This window comes from Candidatus Competibacter phosphatis (assembly GCF_012939995.1).
GTDB lineage: Bacteria > Pseudomonadota > Gammaproteobacteria > Competibacterales > Competibacteraceae > Competibacter > Competibacter phosphatis.
The window spans coordinates 1-16,098 of the sequence record NZ_SPMZ01000024.1; the positions used below are offsets into that span (position 1 = coordinate 1).

The 16,098-nt window shown below is 59.7% G+C and carries 12 protein-coding genes and 1 pseudogene; 8 read left to right on the top strand and 5 right to left on the bottom strand.

Going from position 1 to position 16,098, the window contains the following annotated elements; all coding sequences use genetic code 11:
- Nucleotides 1–79 precede the first annotated feature (79 nt).
- Both E4P82_RS23980 and E4P82_RS09015 read left to right on the top strand, forming a co-directional pair.
- Nucleotides 80–313 (top strand): annotated as a pseudogene (locus tag E4P82_RS23980) (transposase); the annotation flags it as partial.
- Nucleotides 314–317: 4 nt separating this feature from the next.
- Nucleotides 318–2,033, top strand: a complete 1,716-nt coding sequence (locus E4P82_RS09015) for a putative bifunctional diguanylate cyclase/phosphodiesterase (protein ID WP_281383670.1) — start codon at nucleotides 318–320, stop codon at nucleotides 2,031–2,033.
- Between the two features lie 160 nt (nucleotides 2,034–2,193).
- Here E4P82_RS09015 and E4P82_RS09020 read toward each other — a convergent pair whose 3' ends face one another.
- From E4P82_RS09020 to E4P82_RS09030, 3 genes are all read right to left on the bottom strand, one after another.
- Entirely contained in the window at nucleotides 2,194–4,131 is a 1,938-nt protein-coding gene (locus E4P82_RS09020; protein WP_169248571.1) for a transglycosylase SLT domain-containing protein, read from the bottom strand.
- Nucleotides 4,132–4,199: 68 nt separating this feature from the next.
- Nucleotides 4,200–6,884 carry a calcium-translocating P-type ATPase, PMCA-type gene (locus E4P82_RS09025; protein ID WP_169248572.1) on the bottom strand — a complete coding sequence of 895 codons (2,685 nt, stop codon included), beginning with the start codon at nucleotides 6,882–6,884 and terminating at the stop codon, nucleotides 4,200–4,202.
- 304 nt (nucleotides 6,885–7,188) lie between these two features.
- On the bottom strand, nucleotides 7,189–8,109 hold the full coding sequence (locus E4P82_RS09030) for a lytic transglycosylase domain-containing protein (RefSeq protein ID WP_169248573.1): 921 nt from the start codon (nucleotides 8,107–8,109) through the stop codon (nucleotides 7,189–7,191).
- Nucleotides 8,110–8,391: 282 nt separating this feature from the next.
- On the opposite strand from E4P82_RS09030, the gene pap reads away from it, so the two are divergent.
- The 4 genes from pap to E4P82_RS09050 all read left to right on the top strand — a co-directional run bounded on the left by pap (nucleotide 8,392) and on the right by E4P82_RS09050 (nucleotide 14,511).
- The gene (gene pap, locus E4P82_RS09035) at nucleotides 8,392–9,906 is read left to right on the top strand and encodes a polyphosphate:AMP phosphotransferase (RefSeq protein WP_169248574.1); all 1,515 of its coding nucleotides are present in this window, start codon (nucleotides 8,392–8,394) and stop codon (nucleotides 9,904–9,906) included.
- 22 nt (nucleotides 9,907–9,928) lie between these two features.
- Nucleotides 9,929–12,178: a polyphosphate kinase 1 gene (gene ppk1, locus E4P82_RS09040; protein ID WP_169248575.1), complete on the top strand. Its 2,250-nt coding sequence runs from the start codon at nucleotides 9,929–9,931 to the stop codon at nucleotides 12,176–12,178.
- Nucleotides 12,179–12,194: 16 nt separating this feature from the next.
- Complete coding sequence (locus E4P82_RS09045) at nucleotides 12,195–13,118, top strand: CHAD domain-containing protein (protein ID WP_169248576.1); 924 nt, start codon at nucleotides 12,195–12,197, stop codon at nucleotides 13,116–13,118.
- Nucleotides 13,119–13,224: 106 nt separating this feature from the next.
- On the top strand, nucleotides 13,225–14,511 hold the full coding sequence (locus tag E4P82_RS09050) for an MmgE/PrpD family protein (protein WP_169248577.1): 1,287 nt from the start codon (nucleotides 13,225–13,227) through the stop codon (nucleotides 14,509–14,511).
- Between the two features lie 109 nt (nucleotides 14,512–14,620).
- On the opposite strand, the gene E4P82_RS21480 is transcribed toward E4P82_RS09050, so the two are convergent.
- Nucleotides 14,621–14,839, bottom strand: a complete 219-nt coding sequence (locus E4P82_RS21480; protein WP_211203089.1) for a hypothetical protein — start codon at nucleotides 14,837–14,839, stop codon at nucleotides 14,621–14,623.
- Here E4P82_RS21480 and E4P82_RS09055 point away from each other — a divergent pair.
- Complete coding sequence (locus tag E4P82_RS09055) at nucleotides 14,778–15,116, top strand: hypothetical protein (protein WP_169248578.1); 339 nt, start codon at nucleotides 14,778–14,780, stop codon at nucleotides 15,114–15,116. The genes E4P82_RS21480 and E4P82_RS09055 overlap by 62 nt on opposite strands.
- An 18-nt stretch (nucleotides 15,117–15,134) precedes the next feature.
- Here E4P82_RS09055 and E4P82_RS09060 read toward each other — a convergent pair whose 3' ends face one another.
- Nucleotides 15,135–15,818 (bottom strand): alpha/beta hydrolase, encoded by a 684-nt coding sequence (locus E4P82_RS09060; RefSeq protein ID WP_169248579.1) that lies wholly within the window; start codon nucleotides 15,816–15,818, stop codon nucleotides 15,135–15,137.
- Nucleotides 15,819–15,951: 133 nt separating this feature from the next.
- Here E4P82_RS09060 and lptM point away from each other — a divergent pair, with 133 nt between their 5' ends.
- Nucleotides 15,952–16,098 carry an LPS translocon maturation chaperone LptM gene (gene lptM / locus E4P82_RS09065; RefSeq protein WP_169248580.1) on the top strand — a complete coding sequence of 49 codons (147 nt, stop codon included), beginning with the start codon at nucleotides 15,952–15,954 and terminating at the stop codon, nucleotides 16,096–16,098.

Below are 16,098 nucleotides of genomic sequence, written 5' to 3' on the forward strand. Positions count from 1 at the left end.
GTCAAAAAAATCTGGGCGGATGGTGGTTATAGAGGTGAAAAGTTTGTTCAATGGGTCAAGGAACAGTTTGACTGCATTTTTGAAGTTGTTGAAAAAAAAGAAAACGGATAAGGGATTTCAGGTTTTACCTCGGCGATGGGTTGTAGAGCGAACCTTTGCTTGGCTCGGGCGATCTCGCCGCTTAAGCAAAGATTACGAACGGAAACCCACATCGAGTACGGGCCATGTTTATATGGCCTCAATTCGACTCATGCTGCGAAGAATTTGTAAAGAACGAGTATTATTACAAGGGACTGCTTTAGAGGTAGCTTAGGTAATTGAGTTTTTTCACAGCTTCTTACGCGATCGAACAGAATCCGATCTCCGTGCTGATCACCGACATCAACGGTGTCATCGAGTACGCCAATCCAAAATTCTCCGAAGTCAGCGGTTATCTACTGGAAGAAATTCGAGGAAAAAATCCCTATTTTCTACAAACCAACACCTTGAGCGCCGAAGAATATCAACGCATGAGCCAGTTGGTCATCAATGGTGGTGTCTGGCAGGGGGAATTGTGCAGCCGCCGCAAGAACGGCGATTTCTTCTGGGAGTCCACGCATATCTCCGCGATTCGAAATCCATACGGCGCGATTAGCCATTTCGTGTGGTTGCGCGAAGACATATCGGATCGCAAGCGTGCCGAGGAGCGTATTCGCTTTCTGGCTTATTACGATAATCTGACCCACTTGCCAAACCGATTGATGTTGCAGGAGCGTTTGCGGGAAGCGATAGAAATCTCCCGAATGCACTCGTGCTTGTTGGCGGTGATATTCCTGGATTTGGATCAATTCAAACGAATTAACGACTCGCTGGGCCATCGAGCAGGCGATTTGCTGCTGCAACAGGTGGCTAATCGGCTACAAGAGTGCCTGCGATTCAGCGATCAGGTTTATATCGCTCGCCCGGATACCCCTTTGCCTCAGGATTTGCTGGCCCGACTCGGAGGTGATGAATTTGTCATCGTGTTGACCGAGTTCAATCACACCGACGCGGTGACCCGGGTGGCGCGCAGGGTGTTGGATGTCATGGCCAAGCCGTTCGTGGTGAATAACAAGGAAGTATTCACCAGTTGTAGCATCGGTATCGCCCTGTATCCATACGATGGCGATGATATGGAGGTTCTTCTAAAGCATGCCGACACCGCGCTTTACCACGCGAAGGATCGTGGTCGGAATAATTATCAGATGTTTTCCCCTTCGATGAACGTGGCCGCCACCCAGCGCCTGGTCCTGGAAAGCCATTTGCGCAAGGCGCTACAAAATCAGGAAATGACCCTTTACTATCAACCACAGGTTGTACTGGATAGCGGCCGAGTTACTGGAGTGGAAGCATTGCTGCGCTGGAATAGTCCGGAATTGGGAATGGTATCCCCGGCCGATTTTATTCCGATCGCGGAAGAAACCGGTTTGATCGTGTCAATCGGGGAGTGGGTGCTACGAACCGCTTGCACCCAAGCCCGCGCTTGGCAGACGATGGAAGGACTTTCTGATTTGCGCATGGCGGTTAATCTGTCGCCGCGGCAATTTTCCGATCCCCATTTCCTCAAGCGAATAGCAACGGCCTTGCAAGAAACCGGATTGCAACCGGAACTGTTGGAGCTGGAAATTACCGAAAGCCAACTGATGCAAGAGGGCTTGTTGGAATGTTTGCAGTCACTCAAAGAGCTTGGAGTCACGTTGAGTATCGACGACTTCGGAACGGGTTATTCCAATCTGAGATATCTGCAGCGATTTCCTCTTGACCGACTGAAAATCGACAAGTCCTTCGTGAAGGATATTGACTGTAAATCCAATCACGACACCATTGCCGCCACGGTGATCGCCATGGCGCGTAGTTTACGCTTGAGTGTCATTGCCGAAGGTGTGGAGACGAAGTGCCAGTTAGCCGGTTTGCGCGCGCTGGATTGCGATGAGATACAGGGGCATTATTGCAGTCATCCGCAGCCGCCCGAAAAAATTCTTGGAATATTGAAAAGCCACTTCAAGTTCGATTGACTCGTGCCCGAGTCAAGAGTCGTGTCCTGATGGAGGGAGTGACTCACAGGCACTGACACGGTGAGCGTCAGGTGGTTTGCCTGAATGAGTGAGTAGCCGACGCGCGAGCGGAGATCTCCCCAACCCCCATTCGATTTTTAGGGGTGCCGCCGTGGCATGTCTAGCCAGCTTGTCGGTCGGGTTCCGGCGGTAGCACCGGTTTCATCCTGGCGCCAAGAGTGGTTTTTGGATCTCCTTCCAGGCCCAGCAGGTGCCGATAGACTGCGGCGTATTCCATGACCCGCTGTACATAGGTTCGGGTTTCCCGGTAGGGAATGGTTTCCGCCCAGACATCGGCGGGCACCGGATGGTCGGCGGGTAACCACTGCATCACTTTGTTGGGACCGGCGTTATAGGCGGCGGTGGCCAGTGTCGGGTTGTCCTGCAATCGTTCCAACATCCGGCGCAGATAGTGCGCGCCGTAACGAATATTGGTCTTCGGTTGGCGCAGGTTGGGCATATCGACGGCATCCTGCAAATCCTGGGCAATTTGCTGTCCGGTCGCGGGCATCATCTGCATCAACCCCAGCGCTCCAACCGGGGAGCGGGCGTCGGCACGGAAAGCGCTTTCTTGTCGGATGACCGCATAGATCCAGGCCGGGTCCATGGCATCGGCCTTGGCATTTGCCACGACCTCGTCGTGGTAAGCCAGCGGAAAGCGCAGTTCCAGATCATCCCAATGTTCGGCACGGGCAATGGTAATGATGGCCTGGTGATACCACCCCCAACGATGAGCCAGTCGCGCCGCCTGTTTGAGCGTCGCTGGATCGAACGCTTGGGTGGCCTGTCGCCATTCGGCGTCGGCTTCCCACTCGCGGCCCAGAATGTACAATTCCCGCGCCCGTTGCAGACCGGGGGAACGGGCCAGCAGTGCGTCCAGTTCAGTGGGCGAAACCGACAGCGGCGTATTGGTCATGGCATAGGAGACGCCGAGCCGATCGGCGGCCAGAAAACCGTAATAGTCCCGTTGATTGGCAATGCGCCGATAGATGGATTGGGCGGGTTCGATCTGGCCGAGCGATTCCAGCGCCCGAGCTCGCCAGTATTGCCAGCGCGGACTATCGCGTTCTTCGGGAGGCAGGCGATCGAGCCAATGCAGGGCCGCCGGCCAGTCGCCTTGTCGTAAGCAGACCCGGATTCGCCATTCCCGCACATCCTGATCGACCACCGTCTCCGGCAAGGCCGCCAATCGCGCCAGTGCGCTTGGGTGGTAGTCGCTGGCGATCCACAGCGCCAGTAACCGCTCCTCGATGGCTAGCGGCGGAGCCAGCGACAGGTCGCGTGCCTTGAGCGTATCGAGCGCGGCCAAGGCCGCCAGCGCATCGCGCCGCCGCCAGCGACTCAGGCCGTCCGCCAGAATCGCGGGAACGCGCGGATCGCCGGCCTTGAATCGGGTAGCGTCGAGAACCAGGGTTGGATCGTCGGCGACCGCCAGCCAAGTGTCCGCCAACTCCTGGTCGGTGACCGACATGTCCGCTCGTAAAAACCGCGCAAGCCCCATGTCCCCCGCCGTCATCGCCAGCGCGAAGCGTTGCCAACGGAGTTCGGATGTGGGATTGCCTTCGGCCTGCCAAACCGTGATCACGGGATCGCAGGCGCTGGGCAGCGAACTACCGCGCCGCCAAAGCGTGGCGAAGTCCCGCAAGGCGGCTTCGCTTTGGCCCGCGTTCAGCAACGCTTGCCGCCGCCAGCATTCGAAAGTCGGGTCGCGGCCGGGAACGGCATCGCGCAGGTAATCGTCCCAGCGGCGGGCGCTGGCGAGTTGGCGCAACCAGGCGTTGCGCAAGCGATTGGCCAGTGGCGTATCGGAATAGGTTTGCAGGAAGTCCCGAACTTCGACCGTTGGGAATTCCGTCAGCCGCCGGGAAAGATCCCGGTAACGCAGGTAGGGATACAGTGGATAGTCACGCAACGCCGCATAGTCCACCGACGCGCCCGCTTGCAGCGATTGTTCGGCGATTTGAAAAGCTTCCCGCCGTGTTCGCCAAGAGTCCGTGGCGCCGACATCGCCGCCGAGCCCGATAGACAGAGCGATGACGAGTAGAAAAGGTATGAACATCCCCCTCCCGGCAACGGGAGAGGGACAGGCGCGAAAGTCATTCTTCAAGCACGGAACTCACGATTGCATCAGGTTTCCAGTCGCACTGGGTTGCCGAACCACTGATTCCGGGCGATCTTGCGCACGAGATCGACCGGAATGATCACGACGGCCAGCAGCAGCACATAGACCCATTCCTGCATCGATAAACCGACCGAGCGTAATATCTCGCCACCATAGGTGATGAAGAAGATCTGAATCACCATGATCGACGGGATAATGATGGAGAACAAGCGGTTGTCGAGCAGGTGTTCGAACAGGTTCAGCCCTTGGGTACGGGCGTTGAAGGTGTTGAAGACCTGAATGAACACGAAGAAGGCGAAGAAGGCGGTCAGGAACTTGGCTTGCGCCGCGTCGGAACCGATCTCGTGGCCGCCGGAAAATAGCGTCCGGGTCAGGTTGCTGGTGAGGAACAGAATACTGATGAAGGCGATGAACGCGCCGTTGATCAGGATCGACGACCACATGTCGGTATTGATCAGTTGTTCGTCGCGCCGCATCGGTTTCTCCAACATGTAGCGTTCCAGCGCGGCTTCGCCGGCGAAAGCCAGCCCGGCCAAGGTGTCCATGATGATGTTCAGCCACAGCAACTGGGTCATGGTCAGTGGTAGGTCGAAGCCGAAGAACTGGCCTAGGAACACCACCAGGATGGCGGAGACGTTCACCGTCAACTGGAAGATCAGGAACTTGCGGATCGATTTGAACAGGGTGCGTCCGTACAGTACCGCCTTGGTCAAGGAGGAAAAATTGTCGTCGAGAATGACGATGTCGCCGGATTCCTTGGTCATCTCGGTACCGCTGCCCATGGCGAAGCCGACATCGGCGTTTTTCACCGCTGGCGCATCGTTGACGCCGTCGCCGGTCATCCCAGCCACCAAATTCAATTCCTTGGCCAGCTTCACCAAGCGGCTCTTGTCGGTCGGGAAGGCGCGCGCCACTACGTAAAGATGCGGCAGTTTCTGTTTCACTTCCTCATCGGACAGTTGGGACAGCTCAGCCGAAGTGAGGACAATCGCCTGTGGATCGTCTTCCAGCAGACCGACGTCCTTGGCGATGGCCTGGGCGGTTTCCTTGGCGTCGCCAGTGATCATGATGACGTGGATACCGGCGTTCTTGGCGGTTTTCACCGAGGCATAGGAGGTCTCACGCAGTTCGTCGCGCATCCCGAACACGCCGACCAGGGTCAGATTGGCCGGCAGCGCCTTACTGTCGTCGATCGGCGTTTCGCTCACCGCCACCGCCAACAGGCGCATGGCCCGCGAGGACAGCTCGCGCATGGCCGCTTCCAGAGTGCTGCGATCGCTGAGATCGACGGTATTGCCTTCCGCGTCCAGACAACGCGCGCAGTTTTGCAGAATCACTTCCGGCGCACCCTTGACCAAGGTCAACGCCCGATCGCCGGTGACTTGCGTGGCGGAGAATTTGCGAGTGCTATTGAAGGGAATGAGATCGACGATATCCACATTGCCGGTTTGCGCCAGATAGGGTGTCACGAAACGCAACAACGCCTGCTCGGTGCGGTCGGCGCCGACCATTTTCGGATCGTTCGGGTCGCTGGCATCGATCACCGCGCTGGTGTTGTTGCGCAAGGCGAACCCGGTGGTATCGCGCAGCGTCTGGGGAATGTCGTCCAATTTTTCGTACCGCGCGCCCACGCCGGTGAGAAAGGCGCTGACCGACAGCCGGCCTTGGGTCAGGGTGCCGGTCTTGTCGGTGAACAGGATATTCAGGCTGCCGGCGGTTTCGATGCCCAGCAACTTGCGCACCAGCACCTTGACGCTGAGCAGTTTCTTCATGTTGATCGCCAGCACCATGGCGATCATCATCGGCAAGCCTTCCGGTACCGCCACCACCACGACGATGATCGCCAGAATCGCCGCCGTCACGAAATCCTTGACGATCACTCCGCTGGCCTGTGCCCAGTAAGCGTCGAAACTTTCGGCTTGCAGGAACATGTTGTTGAACATGAAGGCCAGGAAAATCAGGGTAGCGCCGACATAGCCGAAGGTCGAGATATGCCCGCCCAGCACCGTAAGCTTGTGTTGCAGCGGCGAGAGGCGATCCTCGGCCGATAGCAGTTCCTTCATGGTCTGGCCATAGCGGGTCTGGTCGCCCACTGCACTGGCTCGCATCACGCATTCGCCATCGACCAGCAGGCCGGCGCGAAACAAGCGGTGTTCTTCGGCATCGGTCGCCGGATCGGCGCCTTCCGGTAAGGCCGTCTTCTTGACCGGCTCCGATTCGCCGGTCAATGCCGCTTCGTCCACTTCGGCATGGCCGGCGATGAGCAGACCATCGGTCGGAACCGTGTCGCCTGGCTGCAATAGAACGTGATCGCCGACGACCAGATCGTTGATCGAGATTTCAGTTAGATGGCCGTTACGGAACACCTTGACCAGGATCATCGAGGCTTCTTCCAGCAGTTTCTGGAAAGACTGCTCGTTGCTGTGTTCCGACCAGGTGGCGACGAAGGTGGCGATCACCACCGCAAAGGCAATGCCGACGCTTTCGTACCATTCGGCATAACCAAAGACCGTTAGCAGGACCGTGATCAGCAAGGCGGCAATCAGGATGATGATGATCGGGTCTTTCAGGTTGCCCAGCAGCTTATCCCAGAAGGTTTCAGCCTCCTGGCTGGCCACGGCATTGGAACCGTGCTGGGCGCGGGAAGCTTCCGCTTCCTGATCGGTCAACCCTGAATAAGTGAATTTCATGGTGGTTCTTCAACTTGAATGAGTTTGGAGATAGCGCGAAGCGGGTAGCGGCGTGAAATCTTGGGCACAAGCCCTGGATGCAGTCGTCCCGCAAGTTCGATTCTCTCGGGCGTTCCACGGTTCCCGCGATGGAAAACCCTCATTGCGGGGGATTGGCGCGGGCGGTCGTGGTGAGATGGAGCTCGGTTTATCAAAGCTGGGGGGAGGGATAAGAGCCTGCCATACTGGGCGGCTGAGAAATAATCCCGCCAAAGCGCCATCGGGCAACGGTGCTTTTGCGGGAATGACAGGCCGTTTATACCGTTTATCGATCGTTGCCGGCAAACAGAGAATTGCTGGGTGTGACCGTGGGGCGGCGCGTGCTGCTGTTGCCGACGATCACCTGCTGGCCGGTGGGGCGCAGGTAGGTGGTTTGCGGGGTACGCATGGTCCGGTTAGTGCGCGGCGTAATGATGGTCACGCCCCCTCCGGTTCGGCCTGGGTAGTATCCACCGGCGTTGTTCAATGCCAACGAGCCGCCGCTGGCGCCAGCATAATAGAGACCGTCGGTTCGGTATTGCTGGTAGAAACTCAAGACGCGGTCGACGTAAGTTTGGGTCTCCCTGTAAGGAGGGATCTGGTTGCCGTATTTTTGCACCGCGCCTTCGCCGGCGTTGTAAGCGGCCACCGCCAGCCGGGTATCGTTGAACTGGTCCAACAGCCAGCGCAGGTAGCGAGCGCCACCGTGCATGTTGGCAACCGGATCGTAGGCGTTGCTCACCCCGAATCGCTCGGCGGTGCCCGGCATGAGTTGCATCAACCCCATGGCGCCCTTGGGGGATACCGCCCAGGGGTTGTAAGAGGATTCGGCGCTGATGACAGCGTGCATGAGCGCCGGATCGAGCCGGTATTGCGCGGCGATGCGATTGACGTCGGGCGTGTAGCGCTGGCGATTGTTTTCGCCGGTGCGGGATAGCCTGGCGCGGCTGGCACGGCTGGTGTAGTTGCGCGGAGTGATCAGCTTGCCGCCAGGGCCGTACAGATTGCTGGGGGCGAAGCTGGAACTCTGGGCTGCTTTCTTGCTGTAGGCTGGCGTGCGCATCACCAGCTTGTAGCGGGGGTCGTTGGGGACGTTGCTCAGATGCCGTACCCCGTTACTGTCCACGAAGGCGTAGATATCCGCTTGGGCGGGTCCGGCCAGCGCCAAGGCCACCGGAACCAAACCGGCCAATAGCAGCCGCTTCATCAGGTTCTCCTTTTATTATCGAAAAGCTTAGTCATTGGTAAGTGACGACCGGGCGGCCGTCTTGACTCAAGCGGGAGAGTCGAGCGTCTGTCGGTTGATGGAACTAAGATTAACATAATCCGCGCGAACTACACGTTTGCGAGCGCGCCCCGCAAGCCCGCGCGGGGCCTTTCTGGAATCAATACGCTGAATCGTCTAGAGAAAATAAAATATTCCGGTGGACGCCGTCCGGTAAATCCGGCCCGCCCGTTGGGTTTCGCTCCCAGCCTGTAAGAGGTCACGATGTTCAGAACCGCCGAACTGCAACGCAAGCTGCCCAAAGGGGATTATCACCAACAGATCCCCCAGTTGCGGCAGGAGTTGCTGATGATGCAGATGGAATTGCGGGAGGCCGATTTTCCGGTGATCGTGGTATTCGCCGGAGTGGACGGCGCCGGTAAAAGCGAAACGGTCAACAAGCTGCACGAGTGGATGGATTCTCGTTGGCTGGTTGCTCGCGCCTTCGGCGAGCTTTCCGACGAGGAGCGCGATCGCCCGGAATACTGGCGGTTCTGGCGGGAGTTGCCGCCCAAGGGACGCATCGCCTTGTTTCTCAGCTCCTGGTATTCGGTGCCGATTCTCGACCATGTCTACGGCCGCGTCGGCCTGGCCGAGTTCGACGAGCGGCTGGCGCGGATCAAGTCGTTCGAGAAAACCCTGGCCGACGATGGCGCGCTGATCCTGAAATTCTGGATGCATTTGTCCAAGGACGCGCAGAAGGAGCGCTTGCGCAAATTGGAAAAGAATCCGCTGTTGCACTGGCAAATTTCCAAGCGCGACTGGCGACACTGGGAACTGTACGATCAGTTCGTCGCCGCCGCCGAACGCACGATCATGAAGACCAGCACCGGCTTGGCGCCCTGGAAGATCGTCGAAGGTTACGACGCCCGCTACCGGAGCATTTCGGTGGCGATCGCCATCCGCGATGCCATCCGCTTCCGGCTGGAAGAGGCCAAGACGCAAGCGGCCGGTGCCGCCGTTCACCTGCCCGAGCCGTTTCCGTCGGAGTCGGGCCTGCCGCCGGTCACCATCTTGTCACGGTTGGACATGGACAAGAGTCTGTCCAAGGAAGACTACACCGCCGGCTTGAAGCGCTACCAGAGTCAACTGAACCAACTGCAGCGCGCGGCTCGGGAGCGGCGGATTTCCACCATTCTGGTCTTCGAGGGTTGGGATGCCGCCGGCAAGGGCGGCAGCATCCGCCGCATCACCACCGCCCTCGACGCCCGCGACTATCAGGTGATCCAGATCGCCGCGCCCACCGACGAAGAAGCCGCGCACAATTACTTGTGGCGGTTCTGGCGGCACCTGCCGCGCGCCGGCCGGGTCACCATTTTCGACCGCAGTTGGTACGGGCGGGTGCTGGTGGAGCGGATCGAGGGCTTCGCCGGCACCCGTGAATGGCAACGCGCCTACGCCGAGATCAACGACTTCGAGGCGCAGTTGGTGGAAAGCGGCATTGTACTGGTGAAGTTCTGGTTGCACATCACCCCGGACGAGCAGTTGCAGCGCTTCAAGGAGCGCGAGCAAATCGCCTACAAGGCCTGGAAACTGACCGATGAGGACTGGCGCAACCGCGAGCGTTGGGCCGATTACGAACTGGCGGTCAACGATCTGGTGGAGCGAACCAGCACCCATCAGGCGCCGTGGTCGTTGATCGAAGCGAACGATAAGCGCCATGCGCGCGTCGAAGTGCTACGCACGCTCTGCGAGCGGTTGGAGACCGCGCTTGCCGGTCAACCGAAACCACCAAAATGAAAATCTGGAAGGTATGTTTGCCATGACCGAATCCACCGAATCCGTCGCGCATGACGCCGAAACCGTGGAAAGTAAACCGCGCGCGCGTCGCGAGCGGCACGACGAACAAATCACGGTCGAGGAGACGGTCGCGCCGTCACCGCCCGCGATCGATCCCGACGCCCCCGAATGGTATCTGAACCGCGAGCTGACCTGGTTGGCCTTCAACCAGCGGGTGCTGCACGAAGCCCAGGACGCGCGTAATCCGCTGCTGGAGCGAGTCAAGTTTCTGGCCATCGTCGGTTCCAATCTGAACGAATTTTTCATGAAACGCATCGGCGGCCTCAAGCAACAGATCGGCGCGCGGGTCCGGGAGCTGACGGTGGATGGCCGTAGCCCCGAGCAGCAGGTGAGCGAGTGCCTGGTGGTGGTGCGCGATATCGTGGAGCAGCAGCGGTTGCTGGCGTCCGAGTTGCATCGTCTGCTGAAGGAGCAGGGCATCGTTTTGCGCAGCCACCAGCGGCTGACCGAGGAACAGCGCCAGCAGATGCGCGAGTACTACCTGCAAAACATCTTTCCCTTGGTTACGCCGCAGACCATGGACCCGGCGCACCCGTTCCCCTTCATTTCCAACTTGTCGCTCAATCTGCTGGTGACGGTGCGTTATCCCAACGACGATGCCAGCGGGCTGGCGCGGATCAAGGTGCCGGTCGGCTCCGGCATTCCGCGTTTTCTCAAGGTCGGCGACGAGGAACTGTACGTACCGCTGGAGGATGTGGTCGCCAACAATCTCGATCTGCTGTTTCCCGGCATGGTGATCGAAGGCTGCGAGCTGTTCCGCGTCACCCGCAACGCCATCACCGAGCGCGACGAGGACTTGGCCGACGATTTGCTGGTGATGATCGAAACCGAATTACGCGAGCGCAAGTTCGCTCCCATCGTTCGATTGGAAGTACAAAAGGACATGGACCCCGTGCACCGGGGCATGCTGGCCGCCGAACTGGGTCTGGACGAAGCCAGCGAGGTGTTCGAGGTCGACGGCATGATGGCGTTGCGCGACCTGTTCCAGATCGTCGGCGTCAACCGACCCGACCTGCACGATCCGCCGCACCATCCACTCGATCATCCCAAGCTGAGCGACAAGCGCAGCATTTTCCACATCATCCGCGAGGTCGGACCGATCCTGTTGCAGCATCCCTATGAGTCGTTCGCGACCTCGGTGGAGCGATTTCTATTGGAAGCCAGCTTCGATCCGAAGGTGCTGGCGATCAAGATGACCCTGTACCGCACCTCGGAAGATTCCAAGATCATCGATTATCTGGTCGATGCCGCCCAGAACGGCAAGCAGGTGACGGTGGTGGTGGAGTTGAAGGCGCGTTTCGACGAAGCGGCCAACATCCGCTGGGCCAACCGACTGGAAGAGGCCGGCATCCATGTGACCTACGGGGTACTGGGGCTGAAGACGCACAGCAAGGTGATCCTGGTGGTGCGGCGCGACTACAATGGTCTGCGCCGCTATGCCCATATCGGTACCGGTAACTATCACGCCGGTACCGCCCGGCTGTACAGCGATCTGGGCTTGTTGACCTGTGATCCGGCCATCGGTGAGGACCTGACCGAGCTGTTCAACTATCTGACCACCGGTTATGTGCCCAAACGTCTGTACCGCAAGCTGTTGCCGGCGCCCAAGATGCTCAAGCCGGCGCTGCTGACCAAGATCGAGCGGGAGAGCGAACATGCCAAGGCCGGTCGGCCGGCGCGAATCCAGTTCAAGATGAACGCGCTGGAGGACAAGGACATCACGGCGGCGTTGTATCGAGCGTCGCAGGCCGGTGTCCCGGTGGATTTGATCATTCGTGATACCTGCCGATTGCGACCCGGTATCGCGGGGTTGTCCGAGCAGGTGCGGGTGGTGAGCATCGTCGGCCGGTTTCTGGAGCACACCCGGATTTACCATTTCCTGAATGGAGGGGCCGAGGAATATTTCATTGGTTCGGCCGACTGCATGAAGCGCAATCTGGAGAGTCGGGTCGAGGTGGTGGCGCCGGTGGATCTCCCGGAGTTGCAGCGAGAATTGCAGCAAATTCTGGATATTCAACTCAACGACCGGCGTGACGCCTGGGATATGCAGTCCGACGGCACCTACATTCAGCGCATGCCCGGCGAGGGCGATGATCCGCGTGGTTCCCAACAGATACTGATCGAACTGGCCGAGCGCCGACAAAAGGAGGCTCGGCGCTTGAAGAAGCGTAAACCCAAGGGCATCGCCCGGCGGCCGATCTTTGAACGCTGACCCGCAGTTGCGGTCCGTGAGCGTGCCAGTCGTCACCCACGTCAAGGCCAGTCCGCTCGCCCTGACGGTCGATACCACCAGCGAGGAAGCCTTCATCGCCATCGTCGGCGCCTGTCTGACACACGCCGAGGCCAACCGGCCGGCGGTGCTGGACGAGCAAGTCGAGGGTGTCCATCAGATGCGAGTGGCGTTCCGTCGACTGCGCTCCGGTCTCAAGATCTTTCGGCCGCTCATCCCGCGTGAGGTCAGCGCCGAACTGGTAGCGGGTATCCGCTGGCTGAACGGTTTTCTGGGACCAGCCCGCGATTGGGATGTATTTCTGGAAGAAGGCATGTTACCGGTGTTCGCGCGCTTTCCCCGCAAGCGCGGTCTGCATCTGTTTCGGGCCAGGGCCGAGACCCTCCGTCGGAGCCACTATCGAAGCTTACGCGCGGCGCTGGAAGAACCCCGTTATCCCCTACTGTTGCAGCAGTTTGCCGGCTGGTTGGATTGCCGCGCCTGGCGGGAGAACCTGACTGACCGGCAGCGAGAGCACCTGGACAGGCCGGTGCTGAAGTTTGCCACCCCGCTGTTGGAAGACGATTATCGGCGAGTGCTGAAGCGAGGCGAGGATTTTGCCCGGTTGACCGCCGAGGAGCGGCACGCGCTGCGGATTCGCATCAAGGAACTGCGCTACGCGATGGATTTTTTCGCCAGCCTCTACCCGGTGCCGTCGGTCAAACCCTTTCTGGGCGCCTTGGCCAAGCTGCAAGATGATCTTGGGGTAATGAACGACATCGCGGTCACACGGCGATTGCTGGACGAGGCGCGGTTGAACACGGTGTCCGCCGCCCGACAGGTGATCGATGGTTGGTATGGTTGCCGGCTGGATGTCCATGAAGACCAGTTCGCCGAGTCCTGGCGGCGCTTCGTGGAATGCGAGCGACCCTGGAAGGAGTGACCTGGCCGCCTTTCCGCGCGGTGGCTGAGTTTATGGCAAAGCATGAACGTGACTGGCCGCCGGCGCGACGTCCGGCGGCCAGTTCGTTCCTTACGGGAGAACAACCATGTCTGGACCGACCTTGACCCAACAGTTGACCGAACTGATTACCGACAAACCGGTCGTGGCCACCGATTTGGAACAGGCGGCGTTGCTGACGTTGGATGCGATGGCCAACGCGCTGGGTGCGCGAACGACCGAACCGGGCGCGATCCTGCTGCGTTGGGCCGACGAAACCACGATCGCCGACGCCGCGCGGCGCGCTTTCCTGTTGGGATCGCTGACCCACATTTTGGAAACCGACGATCTGCACCGAACTTCGGTGGTCCATCCGGGTTGCGTGGTGGTGCCGGCGGCCTGGGCGGTGGCGGCGCGGGAAGGCATTCGCGGCCATGCCATGCTGAGGGCGGTGTTGTGGGGATTCGAGGCGGTGACGCGAGTGGGGATGGCGGTTGGTCCGACCCATTATCGGCTTTGGCACAACACCGCCACCTGCGGTCCCTATGGTTCGGCCATGGCGGCGGCGGCGTTGTTGCGGTTGGATCCGCCGGCCACGGTCCACGCCCTGGGCAATGCCGGCGCGCAGTCTTTCGGGCTGTGGCAGTTTTTGGAGACCGGAACGATGACCAAGCACCTGCACGCCGGACGGGCGGCGGAGGCGGGGGTGTTGGCGACGGATCTGGCCCGGTTCGGCTTCACTGGTCCGCCGGCCATCTTGGAAGGGGCCAAGGGTTGGTTTGCCGCCACCTGTCCCGACGCCGACCCCGCTGCGGTGACACGCGACCCGAACGGTCCCTGGCAGTTGCTGCTTACCTCGATCAAACCCTGGCCGTCCTGCCGGCATACGCATCCGGCCATCGACGCGGCTCGCGAATTACGGCATCGTTGCCCAGTCGGCGCCATCGAGCGGGTGGAAGTGGAGAGTTATCCGGCGGCGCTGGAGGTTTGCGATCGGCCGCTGCCTCGGAGCGATTACGAGGCCAAATTTTCGTTGCAGCATTGCGTGGCGGCGGCGCTGGCGCGGGATGCCGTGGATTTCGCTGCTTTTGCCGAGCCGGCGCGGGCCGAGCTGGCGGCATTGCGCGGGCGGGTGACCCTGCGGGTGGCCGAACCCTATGCCGCCGTTTATCCCTCGGCCTGGGGGAGCGCGGTGACAGTCGTATTGCGCGATGGCGAACGGGTCACGGTCGGACGCACTCATGCCAAGGGCGATCCCGAAGCGTCGTTGACGCCGGTCGAATTGATCGCCAAGGCGCGGATGTTGATGGTTCATGGCGGAATTCGCGAACCGGACCGGCTCATCGATGCAATACTGGCGTTATCCGATGATTCGGCGCTACCGGAGCTGCCTTAAATTTGAGCAAATATTTCAGTAGTGCAACAAAAATTAATTATAACTTGTTGTTTCTAAATCAAAATGTTGTTTTTTTGCCGAAAAACAACGAAAAATAAGTGTGTTTGCTCTAAATTTTTTTGCTAGAATTGCAACCGTGCAGCAGGCATCTTTGCTTCTCCTCAGTCTGCTGCACATCCTCCTTTGGTGGTTTTTTGGCCGGACGCTCTTTTGTCCGGCCCTTTTTGTTTTCAGGGTGCCGAAACTGATTTGAGGCCAAGACAGGCATGATCGGGTTCCGCCGCATTCCGCCCAAACCACCCGGTTGCGAGTTGTGCGGCAGGCTCATGTCCGCGCTGACTCGCCATCATTTGATTCCCCGTACCCGCCATCGCAAGAAGCGCACCCAACGCTTGTTCGAGCGTGAAGAAGCACGCACTCTCATTCTGTGGATTTGCCGACCCTGCCACGATCATATTCATGGCGTGCTCAGCGAGAAGGAAATGGCGGCGGGCTACCACAGCCGCGAAGCGTTGCTGGCGCATCCGGCGATTCGCCGCTTTGCGGCGTGGATCGGGACCAAGCCGGCGGGTTTTATGCCGGTGGGGCGAAGTCCGAAGCGCTAGCTGGTTGGTCGGGAGCGTTCAAGCCCTGGAAACGGCCAGCACTCGTCCCAGCCAGCCAGCGATATCTTGGATTTCCTGCCAGCACACTTCGTGGCCCATACCGTAATCCTGCCATTCCACTTGGTAAGCCAAGCTCTCCAGCAACTCGGCGCTTTGCCGGCCGTAACGTAGTGGAATGATGGCGTCGTAGTCGCCATGGGCCATGAAGATCGGCGTTTGCCGATTGGCGGGCCGCCGTTCGCCGTTCAACTGGCTGGCCAGGGGAAGGTAGCAGGACAAGGCCAGAATGCCGGCCAATTGATCAGAATAACGCAGCGCGGTATGCAAGGCCATGGCCCCGCCTTGGGAAAAACCGGCCAGCACGATGCGCTCGGTGGGGACGCCGCGTTTCTTTTCGCGTTCGAGCAACTCGTAAATCGCCCGCTCGGAGGCGTACACGCCATCGGGGTCTTCCTGACGCGGCAGATCCATGCTCAGCACGTCGTACCAGGCCCGCATCCGCATCCCGCCGTTGACCGTGACCGGGCGGATCGGTGCGTTGGGAAAGACGAAGCGGACGCCCAGTTCCGATGGCAGGCGTAGTTCCGGTACGATGGGCTCGAAGTCATGAGCATCGGCGCCCAGCCCGTGCATCCAGATTACGCTGGAGCGGGCGGTGCCGGCGGGTTCGATCTCAACGGTGGTCAGAGGCATATCGGTCATGAACAATTCTCGTGGATTGGCGGTCAGGCGGCATTACCGGGGAAAGCGGCCTGGCTTGTCAAGCCACGTCGTTCAGGCGATTGCGCGCTATACTGACGACGATTTTCATGTCCGACCTCAGGATATTGTCTCGATGCCTAGATTTCACCCCGGACGGGTGCTGACAGGGTTGCTGTTGGTGGCGTTGCTGGCCGGCTGCGGCCAGAAGGGTCCGCTGTATCTGCCCAAACCCCAGCCGCAACCGCCATCGTCCGAGCAGCCCTCCACCGTGAAGCCTTGA